This is a genomic window from Sutterella sp., from assembly GCF_030539355.1.
GTDB lineage: Bacteria > Pseudomonadota > Gammaproteobacteria > Burkholderiales > Burkholderiaceae_F > Sutterella.
In genome coordinates this window covers 1-13,497 of sequence record NZ_JAUNSF010000082.1, presented here as the reverse complement: position 1 = coordinate 13,497, position 13,497 = coordinate 1, and the positions used below count along the sequence as shown (strand labels likewise).

The window sequence follows — 13,497 nt, the reverse complement described above, 5'->3', positions numbered from 1 at the left end:
TTCTCATCGTCGCGGGCTTCGCAAAGGTCAACCCGCTCACCATGGTGAAGCGCATGGTCATCCCGTGCCTCACCGGCTATGTCATGATGCTCGTCACCGTGGCGATTCTCGCGTCCTGACGTCCCGGGCGGCAGAAATCCTGTCTTCCAAAAACAATTCGGCGGATCCGGTTCCTGTCTGAACCGGATCCGCCGATTTCATATCGGGGAAGATCCGCAGCGCTGGCGAAACTCGGGGTCTCCGTCAGCACCGAGGATGATCACTCATCAGATGCCCTCGGCAACATACATGCCGGTCAGGCGGCCGAAGGTGAAGATGTCACAGATCGCGTTGCCGCCGAGGCGGTTCGTGCCGTGGATGCCGCCGGTGATCTCACCGACCGCGTGCAGCTTCGGAATGATCTCGCCGCGGCGGTCAATGACCTGCGTCTTCGTGTTGATCACGATGCCGCCCATGGTGTGGTGGACGCTCATGCCGGCGTAGGCCGCATAGAACGGCGCGCGCTCGATCTTGCGCAGCTGGCCGGGCGCCTTGCCGAGCGCATCCTTCTGGGCGTCGACACCGGCGTTGAAATCGTCGATGGTCTTCCTGAGGACGGCAGGCTCGACATTGATCTTCTTCGCGAGCTCCTCGATCGTGTCGGCCTTCCAGGCGTCGCCTGTCTCGAAGCCCTTCTCGATGCCCTTCTGGTGGCCGGGGTTCGTCTCGTCGAAGCCGTTCTGGTCGATGAGCGAGAAAGCGGTCTGCTTCGGCAGCGAGAGGATTGCGTCACGGATCACGTCACGGCGCTCATCCTCGGCGACGAAGCGCTTGCCCTGCATGTCGACCATGATGAAGTTCTTCACGATCAGGTGCATGATGACGCGATGCTTGCGTCCCGGAGGGCAGCCGGGGTTGCACTGGATGAAGTCCATGCCGGTAGTAGCAGCGCCGATGTCCTGCAGCAGCGGGATGAGGTCGCCCGTCGCACCCGTGTGGTTCGTCGTGGTCAGATTGAGCATGCGCGGATCGTAGAGGGCACGCATCTTGGCATTGGCGCCGAAGCCGCCGGCGGCGATGACGGTCGACTTCGTCGCACGGATGGCGTGCTTCACCTTCTTGGCATCCTCGTACTCAACGCCGAGCACGTCACCGGTGAGCGGCGTCTCGCGGATGACGCGCGTGACGCGGGAATTGCGGCGGATCTCGATGCCGAGCTGGTCGCACTGGGCCTTGAGAACCTTGATGTAGTCAGAGCCGAGCGAGCCGAAAGGCGCATGGCAGCGCGGGAAGAGACCGCCGTAGATCTGATAGACATCGGGCTTGAACTTCATGCCCATCGACTCGAGCCACTGCACGGCGGCGTAGGAGTTTTCCGTCATCGTGCGCACGAGCTCGGGATTGGCGCGGTTGTCACCGCCCTGCATCGTGTTCTTGGCATGGTTCTCGGGGCTGTCCTGAATGTTCTGGGCCTTCTGGCGGGGCGGATCGTAGGAGTTGAAGCCACCGCCCGAGATGGCGGTGTTGCCGCCGATGTAGCCCATCTTCTCGAGGACAAGGATCTTCTTGACGCCCTTCTGAGCGGCCATGACGGCCGTCGCGAGACCGGCGCCGCCGGAGCCGACGACGACGAGTTCATAAGTCTCCTCCCACTTCGCGGGGAGCGCGCAGATGGAGGCAGGGGCCGGAGCGGCGTGGGCGAGACCGCCCGCGGCAGCGGCCGCCGCGCCGATCGCAGCGGTGTTGAGGAACTGTCGGCGATTGAGATCTGTCATTTGGTTCTCTCCTTTCAGGCAAATCTGATGTGCTTTCGAAGGAAGCAGCCGTCTCATGCGGCGATCTGCTCTCGCTTCCTTCGCATGACATCAGTCTCGCCCTGACGGCGGGAAACCGCATCTGACCCGGGTGCTATTGACTTTTAGCCGAAGTTGTGATCTGTTTTTATCTCAATCGCGCTGGAAGACGCTTTTTCGCCTCAGTTCATCACGGGCCATTCCCGGCGGCGGAGGTTCCGGCGATGCGCCCGAATACGACCGCGTCATTGATGCCGTTCGCTCCCATGCGGTTGACCCCGTGGACACCGCCCGTGGCCTCCCCGGCCGCGTAGAGCCCGGGAATCGGACTGCCGTCAGCTCGGAGCACCTCGGCGCGAGGGCTGATGCGCATGCCGCCCATGGTGTAGTGAACCGTCATGCCCACGTAGCACGCCCAGAAGGGCGGCGTCTTCAGTTCGTAACGCAGAACCGCCGGGGCCTTGTCAACCTCGTCATGGCCCTGACGGACACCCTCGTTGTAGCGCTCGACCGTCCGCTCGAGCGCCTCAGGCGGCAGCCCCATCGCCGTCGCGAGTTCGGCGATCGAGTCGCCGCGCCACGCGTCACCTGTCTCGATGCCGATCACGGTCTCCTTCTGGAAAACGATGTTGTAGCTGCGCAGGCCCTCGTCATCAACGATCGAATAGGCATAGCGCTCGGGGAGCGCAAGCACGGCGTCCCGCAGCACATCGCGCCGCCCGTCCTCCCGGATGAAGCGCTTCCCCTGCGCATTGACGAGGATGAAGCGGGAGACATCGTTGTGAAGTCTCACGCGATGGGTTCTTCCGGGCGGGCATCCCGGCAGGCACTGGATGTACGGCATGCCGACGAGCACCGCACCGGCCTCCTTCGCGGCGAGGAGCATTTCCCCCGTGGAGCCGGGCTGGTTGCTCGTGGTGAGGCCGGCGAGCTGCGGGGCGACCTCGGCCACCATCCGTCGGTTCGCGCCGAACCCGCCCGAGGCGAGGATGACGCCGCGCTTCGCGAAAATCTCCTCTCCGTCGGATCCTGCCACGACGCCCGCGACGCGGCCTTCCCGCACGATGAGTTTCGTCACGGGGGTCTTTGTGCGAATGCGGACCCCGCGGCGGATAGCCGCCCCGGAAAGTGTGTGGATGTAGCCCTCGCCCATCGGCATCAGAGGCTTGTGCACGCGGGGCCAGTGCGAGCCGTAGAGCTCTATCACGGTGTCCTGAAAGCGCATGCCGTGTGACTCAAGCCAGAGCAGGGTCTTGCCCGCATTCGCGACGAGCACCCGGCAGAGCTCGGGATCAGCGGCGCTGCCCCCGCTTGCGATGAGCTGAGTGAGAAACAGATCCTCGGAGTCCTCAATGCCCATTCTCGACTGACGCTTCGGATCCACGCAGGCGAAGTACCCGCCGGAGACACGGGTGTTGCCGCCGATCTCCGACTGTTTTTCCAGCACCAGGACGCTTGCTCCGGCCTCGGCCGCGGCCAGCGCGGCCGCGAGCCCCGCGCCGCCCGCGCCGACGACGATCACGTCCGGGTCGGCGCTGAAAATCGAGGCCCGGACGGGCGCGAAACACGCGCCGAGGGCGAGTCCGAGTCCGACGGAAGGAATGCCGGAGACAAGCTTCCTGCGCGTAAAGGAACTTCCGCTCACTGCCCGCCTCCTGCCGCCGCTTCATCTATGGAGCCGAGCGGCGCACGGACATCAATGGGTTCGTCAGCGATGCGGAAGATGTCCGCGAGTTCCATGGGGCCGCGTGCATCGAGCTTGTGAAGCGCAGTGGATCTCTGCTGCTTCACGGTCTGCTCGGCGGAGCCGAGCACCTGAGCGATCTCCCTCGAGGAAAGTCCCTTGGCCGCGAGCCGCGCCACCTCAAGTTCCCGCGGGGTGAGCGCGGAGACGAGCTCAAGCGTCCGCTGCCGTTCCTCGAGCGAGCGGCAGATCTGCTGATGCCAGCGCACAAGCCGCGCCACGGCCGCCTGAAGCTTCTCCGGGATGATGGGCTTCTGCAGGAAGTCCGACGCCCCGCGCTTCAGGGCGAGAACGGCCATGCCGATGTCTCCGTGGCCGGAGAGGAAAAGCACGGGCGTCGTCCGCCCGAGCCGGATGAGCTCGGCCTGCAGCTCCAGTCCGCTCATTCCGGGCATGCGCACGTCAAGCACGATGCAGCCCGGCCTCGTCGGATCATCGCCCTCAAGGAAAGCCTCGGCCGTCTCGTAGGCGGCGATGTCCCACCCTTCAATCGACAGGACGAATGCCTCGGACTTGCGGACCTTCGCGTCATCATCAACGATGCGCACCAGAGGCTTCGCCGCGGCCGACGGGATGAACAGTTCCTCCGTCATTGATTCTTCTCCGTTTCCTTCCGATCCTCTACTTCTTCACCGTCTGTTTCGGCATCCGCCAGCGGGATGCTGACCACGGCGCAGAGCCCGGGATCTTTTCTCACAAATTCCATATGGCCGCCCAGGCGCTCGACAATGGTCCGGCAGAGCGCGAGGCCGAGTCCGAGGCCGTCGGCCTTCGTGCTCGAGAGCGGCGTCTGCATGCGCTCGAACGCTTCGTCCGAGAGCTGCGGCCCGTGATCCCGCACCTCGAAGACAAGCCGGATCCCGTCCGAATGCCAGCCGAGCACCAGCCGCTTTTCGCCGGGCGGGCAGTCCTTCATCGCCGAGGCGCCGTTGCGGAGGAGATTGAGGAGCAGGAGTTCCATCTCAAGCGGATCAGCCTCTATGAAGACGCCGTCGGCGCTCGCGTCCGGAACGGTCTTGACCTTCACGCCCGAGGCCGTCGTGCTGTGGGCAAACGTCCTGAGCGCAGCCTCCGCGATGCCCGCGGGGCTCAGGCGCTCCCTCACCGCCTCCTTCTGCTTCGCGTAGTTGCGCACGCGGCTCACGATTTCCGAAATGCGCTCCGCCTCCTCGGTGATGCTTGAGGCCGCGTCGGCCACAACCGGATCCGCGCCGTAGCGCCGCTCGACGTACATCCTGAGACCGCCTGCAAAGTTGATCAGCGCGTAGAGCGGCTGTCTCACCTCGTGCGTGAGCATGGAGGACATCTGCGACACCACACCGATGCGCTCCATCTTCGAGAGTCTCTGACGGCTCTCGCGCGCATCGGCTTCAAGGGCCTTCTCCCGGCGCAGCGCGCCGCGCAGCTGGGCTGTGCGGATGAAGACCAGCCGGTTCGTGCGGATGACGTGGAGGATGAGCAGAACGAGGAGCCCCGCTGCGGCGAAGATCCATTCCGAATAGTTTTCCCAGAGAACCCGCCAGTCAAACTCCCGCAGGTAACGGTACGGGCCCACCTTGAGCGTGCGGAAGAGCTGATCCACGGATTCGAAGTCCGGGCAGACGCCCCAGGCGTCGCCCTCCCGCGAGGGCGGCTCGGAGAGGAGCGCCACGATGATGTCCTTGACGAGTTCCGAATCGGCCCAGGGCAGCGACGCGAAAACGATGTCCGGATAAAGCGGACCGGACCGGAGACAGCGCAGCTGCGTGCCGGGCTGCGGCTCCAGAATGCGGAACGCCCCCGGCTCGTAGGCGTGCTCGCGCATCACCCGCTCGAGATCGCAGGACTTGAGCACGCCCGCGTCCGCTCCGCCTGCGAGCACGATGCTCGCGACATCCGGGAATTCGGAGCGCGTGAAGATAGTGTTGGAGAAGAACTCCTCCGGGTCATGGCCCCGGTTCGCGATGATGCCCTGCAGCACCGTCCAGCCGCCGAAGCTCTCCGGCGACTCCGCGGCGATGCTCCGTCCCTTCAGATCAGAGATGCTCCGCACCGGGGAGGAACTCAGGACAAAAACTGTGGAGCTCACCGTGCGGGCGGGATCCGCTGCCATGGCGGTCGTGCGGACGGCGAGGTCCCTGGCCCCGACTCGCGCCTCCTCATAGGCGAAGACGCCGCTTTCGGCGATGAAGAACATGAGGCTGCGCTTCTCAATGGCCGCCTCAAGATCCTCAAGCCGCAGGAACTGCGTCTTGAAGACCGTGTCCGGGAACCGCTTTCTCAGATGCGCGATGGTCGGCCCGAAGCTGCCGACGATGAACTGCGGATCGAGCGAGGACTGCACGCCGATCGTGACCGTTTTCTTTGCGGCCGTCCGGGGGAGCTCCTCAGCACTGACCGTGAAGGCGGAACACAGCAGAACCCAGCACGGAATCAGAAGGATTGCCGTCCTTCGCATCGCCTCCGTCAGATTCAGAAGTGTTCGTCTCATCTCAGTCAACTCGTCTCTCAATCGAGCCAGTACACCCAGTCGATGACGGCGTTCAGAAACGCGATGCCGTTCGGGACGTTCTTCTCGCCCTCGACGCTCGCGTAGACCGCGTAGCGCTCGCCGTTCTGCGCGTGGATGTAGCCGCCGATGCTTCTGACGTCGTTCAGGTACCCCGTCTTGATGCGGCCCTCCTCGGGCGCGTAGTGACGGCGGGCCATCGTGCCGTCCTTTCCGGTGATGGGAAGCGACGCGAGGTACTCGGGCATGTAGGGGCCGCTGAAGCCCGCCGCGAGAAGCCTCGTCATCGCGCGGCCCGTGACGCGCGTCTCGCGCGAGAGGCCCGAGCCGTTGTCGATCGTGATCTCATCGGCCGGGATGCCGCGGCTCGCCATCCAGTCACGCAGTTCCGCACGGGCGTCCTCGATCGTCGCCGTGGGCGGGAAGACGAGAGGCGCCTTCTCCGGGGTCTTCTTCTGCGCGGTCTTCTTCGCGGGCGCGGATTTTTCAGCCTCCGCCTTCGCCTTCCGCTCCGCCTCAAAGGCCTTCCCGACGCGATGTACGCCGAGCGAGAGCAGTATCTGGCGGGCCATCGTGTTGTTCGACCACTTGTTGGTGAGCGCCGTCACCTCGGCGAGCGTGGGCGACATGCGCAGGAGGATCCGCTCGGCGTTCTCCGGCACCGGGCCCGCCACGACGCGGCCCGTCCACTTTCTGCCGTCGCGCTCCCAGAGCTCGCGGAAGAGGCGCTCGAAGTACTCGTCGGCCTCGAGCGCGATGACGCTGAAGTTCTTTGCGCCGCAGCGGGCGGGAAGCGTTCCGGAGAGAACCACGCGCTTGGTGTCCTTCGGTCCCTTGACGAGTTTGAATCCGATCGAGGTCTTCCAGTCCCCGCAGCCGCCCCGGGAGAGCTTGATGGTCTTCGGGACCGTGACGCCCGCGAGCGGCGGGAGCATCACGACATTGGCCACGCCTTTGGCAGGGTCGGGCGTGAACTCAAGCGTGATCGCGCGGTAGTTGACGAGCGCCGCGTCGGGCGGAAGGTTGTAGGGGCGCGAGGCGCGGCCGTCGAACGCCCCGGGATCCACCGCCGGAACGGCGAAGAGCGAGCGGTCGACGGTGACGTTCCCCTCGATGCGCTTCACGCCGAGGGCGGCCAGGCGTTCGATCTCGAGCGCGAAATCCTCCACGACGAAGGCGGGGTCGCCGCCGCCGCGGATCCAGAGACCGCCCTTCAGCACCCCTCTGCGGTCGGGCTGCGAGGTCGCGTAGAACCCCGTGTACCAGCGGTGGCTCGCCCCGAGGGTCTCGAGCGCAGCGAGGGTCGTCACGAGCTTCGCCGTGCTCGCGGGCTTGTGGGGCACGGCGTCGCGCCAGGCCAGCACCGGCCTGTCGGGCCTGCCCACGGGCACGATGGAGATGACGACGCCCTGAGGGTTCACGCGCGTGTGCTTCGCCGCGGCGAGCAGCACCTCGGGGAACTCCGTGAGCGTGGGCCGCGTCGCGGTGAGATTCCCCTCGGCCGACATCGGCGCGTAGCGCCGCGCCGGGGGCTCGGCCGGCTCCGCGTTCTCGTCCGGATCGTCCTGGCTGTCCGTCTGCGCCGGAGTGCCTTCCGCCGGTGCCGCAGGGGTCGCTTCCGTCGCCCGGGCGGTCCCGGAGAACGGGACGGCGCCGAAGGCAAGAAGCCCGAGCGCGACTGCAAGCACCGAATTCCTAAGGAAAATTTTCATCAGAGGCCCCTTGAGAAAAAATTTTTACTCCGGGGCTTGAAATCCTTCGGAGCGTCCCCATATAGGGATTAAATGGTAACGGAAGCCCCTTCATTGAGCGGCCTCCGCCCTGGTAACAGTTTTTCACTTCCGGCCGCCCCGGGAGGAGTCCTCTGAAGCAGGCCTTCCGGCGTCCGGCGCATCATTTTTCGTCAATGGAGAATTCCAAGATGCAGATCCGTCCCTTGCATGACCGCGTCATCATCAAGCGCCTTGAGGCCGAAACGACGACCGCCTTCGGCATCGTCATCCCCGACTCGGCCGGCGAGAAGCCCGACCAGGGCGAGGTGATCGCCGTCGGTCCCGGCAAGCGCGATGAGGCCGGCCGCATCGTCACCCCGGACGTCAAGGTGGGTGACCGCGTCCTCTTCGGCAAGTACTCCGGCCAGACCGTCAAGGTCGACGGCGAAGAGCTCCTCGTCATGCGCGAGGAGGACATCATGGGCGTTCTCGAGTAATTGCACACTCCGCCCTCTCCAGAACAGATTTCACGCACAGATTGAAGGAAATACAAAATGGCTGCTAAGCAGGTCCTTTTCAGTGATGACGCCCGCTCCAAGATGGTCCGCGGCATCAACGTTCTCGCCAACGCCGTCAAGGTGACGCTCGGCCCGAAGGGCCGCAACGTCGTCCTCGAGCGTTCCTTCGGCGGCCCGACCGTCACGAAGGACGGCGTCTCCGTCGCCAAGGAGATCGAGCTCAAGGACAAGTTCGAGAACATGGGCGCCGCGATGGTCCGTGAAGTCGCCTCCAAGACGAGCGACAACGCCGGTGACGGCACGACCACGGCCACGGTTCTCGCCCAGGCGATCGTCGACGAAGGCATGAAGTTCGTCGCCGCAGGCATGAACCCGATGGATCTCAAGCGCGGCATCGACAAGGCCGTCGCCGCCGCCATCGCCGAGCTCAAGAACCTCTCGAAGCCCACCACGACGAACAAGGAAATCGCCCAGGTCGGCGCCATCTCCGCCAACTCCGACGAGGAGATCGGCGAGATCATCTCCGAGGCGATGGACAAGGTCGGCAAGGAAGGCGTGATCACGGTCGAGGACGGCAAGAGCCTCAAGAACGAGCTCGAGGTCGTCGAAGGCATGCAGTTCGACCGCGGCTACCTCTCGCCCTACTTCATCAACCAGCCCGAGAAGCAGTCCTGCGTCTTCGAGAACCCGTTCGTGCTGCTGCACGACAAGAAGATCTCGAACATCCGCGAGCTTCTCCCGGTGCTCGAGCAGGTTGCCAAGGCCTCGCGTCCGCTCGTCATCATCGCCGAGGACATCGACGGTGAGGCGCTCGCCACGCTCGTCGTCAACTCCATCCGCGGCATCCTCAAGGTCGTCGCCGTCAAGGCCCCGGGCTTCGGTGACCGCCGCACGGCCATGCTCGAGGACATCGCTGTCCTGACGGGCGGCACGGTGATCTCGTCGACCGTCGGCCTCTCGCTCGACAAGGCCACGCTCGCCCAGCTCGGCTCGGCCAAGAAGGTTGAGATCTCCAAGGAGAACACCACGATCATCGACGGCGCCGGCGATGCCACCGCCATCGAGAACCGTGTCCAGAACATCCGCACCCAGATCGAGACCGCGACGAGCGACTACGATCGCGAGAAGCTCCAGGAGCGTGTCGCGAAGCTCGCCGGCGGTGTTGCGCTGATCAAGGTCGGCGCCGCCACCGAGGTCGAGATGAAGGAGAAGAAGGCCCGCGTCGAGGACGCCCTCCACGCCACCCGCGCCGCGGTTGAGGAAGGCATCGTCCCGGGCGGCGGTGTTGCTCTGATCCGCGCCAAGCTCGCCATCAAGGACCTCAAGGGTGACAACGACGAGCAGAACGCCGGCATCCGCATCGTTCTGCGCGCCATGGAGGAGCCGCTCCGCCAGATCGTCGCCAACGCCGGCGACGAGCCCAGCGTCGTGGTGAACACGGTCGCCCAGGGCGAAGGCAACTTCGGCTACAACGCTCAGACGGCCCAGTACGGCGACCTCGTCGAGATGGGCGTGCTTGACCCGACGAAGGTCACCCGCACGGCTCTCCAGAACGCGGCCTCCGTCGCCTCGCTGATCCTCACGACCGACTGCATGGTCGCCGACCTTCCGGTCGAAGAGAAGCCCATGCCCGCCGGCATGGACGGCATGGGCGGCATGCCCGGCATGATGTAATCAGCCGCGCAGATCCCCTGATCTGATCCGAGCCCCGCCTCCCCGTTCACGGGAGGCGGGGCTCTTCTTTTCTGCAGATCCTGAACATGGCAACGCCCGCGTCTTCAGAGAAAACGCGGGCGTCGGAAAGGATTCAGGAATCGTTTCCTGAGGCGTCTCAGTACTTCACGCCAGTGAGCTTCGCGAACTCAGCGGTCGTCGACTGCGGCATCGCGATGTAGCGGCCGTCGGGCATCTGAATCGCGCCGAACGGGACGGAGTTGCCGGCGGCGCGGCGGAAGGCCTTGGAGTTCTCCCAGACCTTGACGCGCTTCTCCCACGGGAACTCCTGGCCGCGGATGTCGAGGCCCTTGAACTTCTCGTCGCGGAAGTGCGCCTCGTGCTCGAGGAACTTCGCCTTCGGGTCGGCCGCGGAAAGGATCGCGGCGCCCTGCGGCTCGCTGTTCGGGTTGAGCACGGCGACCGGGTGCCAGATGAAGGTGACCTTCCCGAGGAAGGGCTTCAGCTGGTTGTACTCCCAGACGCACCACTGGCACTGGGGATCAAAGACGATGCGCACGACCGGGGCGCCCTTCGGGCCTTCGAAGACAACGCCCTCGCCCTTCTCGGCGAGTTCGACGAAGCAGCGCTCCGGGTTGAAGTCGGTCGGGACGTCGGGCATCTTCGGCCACTCGCGCTTCTTCTCGGCGGCGTGGGCGGCGGGCAGCGCCGCGGCGGCGAGCGCACCGGCGGCCGCGAGGAAGGAACGACGGTTGAAGGAGTGAGTCATTTAGAAAGTCTCCTGGAAATTCTGTGGTTCTTCGGACTCAGGCCGGTCAGTCAGTCTCTCCTCTGCACTCGAACCTGCCGTCAGGTGTCATCGTAATCCGAGACGTGCGCTGACGGGCCGTCGTTCACGATTTCTCGCATTTTTCCGCAAGTGCTCTGCGGGTAATACCGCAGTGTTCTTGACCGTCCGGGGACGGAGCGGGGACAATTACGGGCTTGAAGAAGAACCGGCCGCGCGAAAGTCCGCGGCCTCCAGGAGAACAGGACAAATGAAATTCACCGAGATGCTCAAGGCGCGCTGGCACAACCAGAACACGCTCCTCTGCGTGGGCCTCGACCCCAACACGTCGCGCTTCCCCGAGGAACTCGCCGACGATCCGGACGCGATCCTGCACTTCTGCTGCGGCATCGTTGACGCCACCGCGGACCTCGTCTGCGCCTTCAAGCCCCAGATCGCCTACTTCGCGAGCGAGGGCGCCGAGGCCGCTCTGAAGCGCATCATCAGCTACATCCACGCGAACCACCCCGGCATCCCCGTGATTCTTGACGCCAAGCGCGGCGACATCGGCTCGACCTGCGAGCACTACGCGCGCGAAGCGTTCGAGCGCTTCGGCGCCGACTGCGTGACGCTCTCGCCCTACATGGGCGAGGACACGATCTCGCCCTACCTCGCCTGGGAGGAGAAGGGCGCATTCCTGCTCTGCCGCACCTCGAACAAGGGCGGCGATGACCTGCAGATGCTCGACGTGGGCGGCGAGCGCCTCTTCGAGCACGTCGCGCGCCTCGTGGCCGAGAAGTGGAACCGCACGGGCGAGCTCGGTCTCGTCGTGGGGGCCACCTACCCCGAGGAGCTCGCCGCGGTGCGCCGCATCGCCCCGGACATCCCGCTCCTCGTGCCGGGCATCGGCGCGCAGGGCGGTGACATCGAGGCGGCCGTCAAGGCCGGCATGGACACGGAGGGCGCCGGCATGGTGATCAACTCCGGCCGCGCGATCCTCTACGCGAGCCGCGGCGCCGACTGGCGCGAGGCCGCCCGAAAGGCCGCGACCGAGACCCGCGACGCGATCAACGCCGCCCGCAGTCTCTAAGAAACAAGGGCGGCCCGAAGGGCCGCCCCGTAAGATTTTTTCTGAAGGAACGTCGTCATCAAACGAATGGCGGCGTTCCTTCGTTTTTCTTCAGGCGCGTCAGCCGCGCTTCGCGACCTCGCGGCCCGCGATGGAGCCGTTGACGATGCAGTCCGTGACCGCGCAGGAGCCGAGACGCACCGCGCCATGCACGCCGCCCGTGGCCTCGCCCGCGGCATAGAGCCCCGGGATGATGCCGCCGCGGATGCTCACCACCTCGGCCTTCGGTGTCGTCAGGATGCCGCCCATCGAGTGGTGCACCTTCGGCGAGATACGTGTCACATAAAACGGTCCGTCCGTGAGCGTCTGCAGGCGCTCGTTGACGCGGCGGCCGAGCGGATCCTTCTTCGTCGTGACGGACTCGTTCACCTCGGCGATGGTTTTCTCGAACGCCTCCTTCGGGATGCTGTAGGCCTTCTCGAGGGCCTCGAGCGTGTCGAACTTCCAGCAGACGCCGGCCTTGAGGATGCGCTCAAGCATGCCCGGGCGCATGTCCTCGAAGATCTTCGCGGTCTTGCTGTCGCCGAAGGCAAGCACGTCATGGCCCTCCCTCAGGTGCGCGATGATCGCGTCGCTGCGGATCTTGCGGTCGGCGAGCTCGTTGACGAAGCGCCTGCCGGTGGCGGCGTCGAACCAGAAGCCGCGCGATGAGGTCGCGCCCGTCCAGGTCCAGGCGATGCCGAAGCCCTTCTCGTCCGGGCTCGTGTAGGGCAGGCACTGCAGCCAGTCGCACTGAATGAGCTGCGCGCCGATGGCGTTCGCCTCACGGATGCCCTCGGAGGTGGCGCCCGGATGGTTCGTCGACTGGAAGTTCTCGTCGAGGTTCGGATCGAACATCTTCCGGTACTCGACGTCGGCGCAGAAGCCGCCGAAGGCCAGCACGATGCCTTTCCGCGCGCGGATGAACTTCTTCCTGCCCGACTCCTCGCGGCCGAAGCGATAGCCCTCGCGGACTTCGAGACCGACGGCGGTGCCCGCGTCGTCGAGAATGATGTGGTCCATGATGCAGCGCAGGCGCGGCTTCACGCCGAGCTTTTCGAGCGCGGCGAGCTGCTTCCTGACGATCTCAGAGCCCGAGCCGTTCGCGGTGAGCGCGCTGCGCGGCACGCGGTGGCCGCCCTCGTGGGTGTTAAGCTTCCACTGAACGCCGAACTCATCGATGAGGCGGCGGTAGGCGGGAAGCGCGCCCTCGCAGACGGTCTTCACCTTGTCCCGGTGATTGAGGTTGAGACCGGCCTTCAGCATGTCCTCGGCCATCGCCTCGGGCGAGTCCTCAATGCCGTCCTTCTTCTGGAAGTCATTGCCAGGGACGCACATGATGCCGCCGTTGATGATCGAGTTGCCGCCGGGGGTGGCCATCTTGTCGATGACGATGCACTCGGCGCCGGCCTTCCTGACCTCGTAGGCGGCCATCAAACCCGCGAAGCCCGTGCCGATCACGATCACGTCAGTCGTCTCGTCCCACTTCGCGGGGACGTTCGAGCAGGCGGCCTGCGCAAAGGGCGCTGCCACGGCCGCGGCGGAGCCGGCGGCGACGCTGCCGAGGAGCTGACGACGGGAAATGCTGGTGCTCATGGTTCTTCTCCTTTGTGAATCCCGGCCGTTCTTCTTGCTGCCCTTCCCCGGAATGAACGCTGACGGGCGGTCTGCCCTGTCAAAGTTATAAATTCAGGTTTCTCTGCAGATCTCTGAAG

The 13,497-nt window shown here is 65.3% G+C and carries 10 protein-coding genes; 3 read left to right on the top strand and 7 right to left on the bottom strand.

Going from position 1 to position 13,497, the window contains the following annotated elements:
* Positions 1-266: 266 nt before the first annotated feature.
* The 5 genes from Q4F91_RS10250 to dacB all read right to left on the bottom strand — a co-directional run bounded on the left by Q4F91_RS10250 (position 267) and on the right by dacB (position 7,716).
* Positions 267-1,754 (bottom strand): flavocytochrome c, encoded by a 1,488-nt coding sequence (locus tag Q4F91_RS10250; protein WP_303337388.1) that lies wholly within the window; start codon positions 1,752-1,754, stop codon positions 267-269.
* Positions 1,755-1,962: 208 nt separating this feature from the next.
* Positions 1,963-3,417, bottom strand: a complete 1,455-nt coding sequence (locus tag Q4F91_RS10245) for a flavocytochrome c (protein WP_303337386.1) — start codon at positions 3,415-3,417, stop codon at positions 1,963-1,965.
* Positions 3,414-4,109 carry a response regulator transcription factor gene (locus Q4F91_RS10240; protein WP_303337384.1) on the bottom strand — a complete coding sequence of 232 codons (696 nt, stop codon included), beginning with the start codon at positions 4,107-4,109 and terminating at the stop codon, positions 3,414-3,416. The genes Q4F91_RS10245 and Q4F91_RS10240 overlap by 4 nt, the downstream gene beginning before the upstream one ends.
* Positions 4,106-5,953 (bottom strand): PhnD/SsuA/transferrin family substrate-binding protein, encoded by a 1,848-nt coding sequence (locus Q4F91_RS10235; RefSeq protein WP_303337382.1) that lies wholly within the window; start codon positions 5,951-5,953, stop codon positions 4,106-4,108. The genes Q4F91_RS10240 and Q4F91_RS10235 overlap by 4 nt, the downstream gene beginning before the upstream one ends.
* Before the next feature lie 50 nt (positions 5,954-6,003).
* Positions 6,004-7,716 carry a D-alanyl-D-alanine carboxypeptidase/D-alanyl-D-alanine-endopeptidase gene (gene dacB, locus Q4F91_RS10230; protein ID WP_303337380.1) on the bottom strand — a complete coding sequence of 571 codons (1,713 nt, stop codon included), beginning with the start codon at positions 7,714-7,716 and terminating at the stop codon, positions 6,004-6,006.
* A gap of 209 nt (positions 7,717-7,925) precedes the next feature.
* On the opposite strand from dacB, the gene Q4F91_RS10225 reads away from it, so the two are divergent.
* Positions 7,926-8,213 (top strand): co-chaperone GroES, encoded by a 288-nt coding sequence (locus tag Q4F91_RS10225; protein WP_303337378.1) that lies wholly within the window; start codon positions 7,926-7,928, stop codon positions 8,211-8,213.
* A 57-nt stretch (positions 8,214-8,270) separates the two neighbouring features.
* Positions 8,271-9,908, top strand: a complete 1,638-nt coding sequence (gene groL, locus Q4F91_RS10220; RefSeq protein ID WP_303337376.1) for a chaperonin GroEL — start codon at positions 8,271-8,273, stop codon at positions 9,906-9,908.
* A gap of 157 nt (positions 9,909-10,065) precedes the next feature.
* Here the strand turns inward: groL and Q4F91_RS10215 are convergent, their stop codons facing one another.
* A complete protein-coding gene (locus tag Q4F91_RS10215; protein WP_303337374.1) occupies positions 10,066-10,677 on the bottom strand; it encodes a hypothetical protein in 612 nt (203 codons plus the stop codon).
* 268 nt (positions 10,678-10,945) lie between these two features.
* Between Q4F91_RS10215 and pyrF the strand changes: the two genes are divergently transcribed.
* Positions 10,946-11,764, top strand: a complete 819-nt coding sequence (pyrF, locus tag Q4F91_RS10210) for an orotidine-5'-phosphate decarboxylase (RefSeq protein ID WP_303337372.1) — start codon at positions 10,946-10,948, stop codon at positions 11,762-11,764.
* Between the two features lie 99 nt (positions 11,765-11,863).
* On the opposite strand, the gene Q4F91_RS10205 is transcribed toward pyrF, so the two are convergent.
* Entirely contained in the window at positions 11,864-13,378 is a 1,515-nt protein-coding gene (locus tag Q4F91_RS10205; RefSeq protein ID WP_303337370.1) for a flavocytochrome c, read from the bottom strand.
* Positions 13,379-13,497 lie beyond the last annotated feature (119 nt).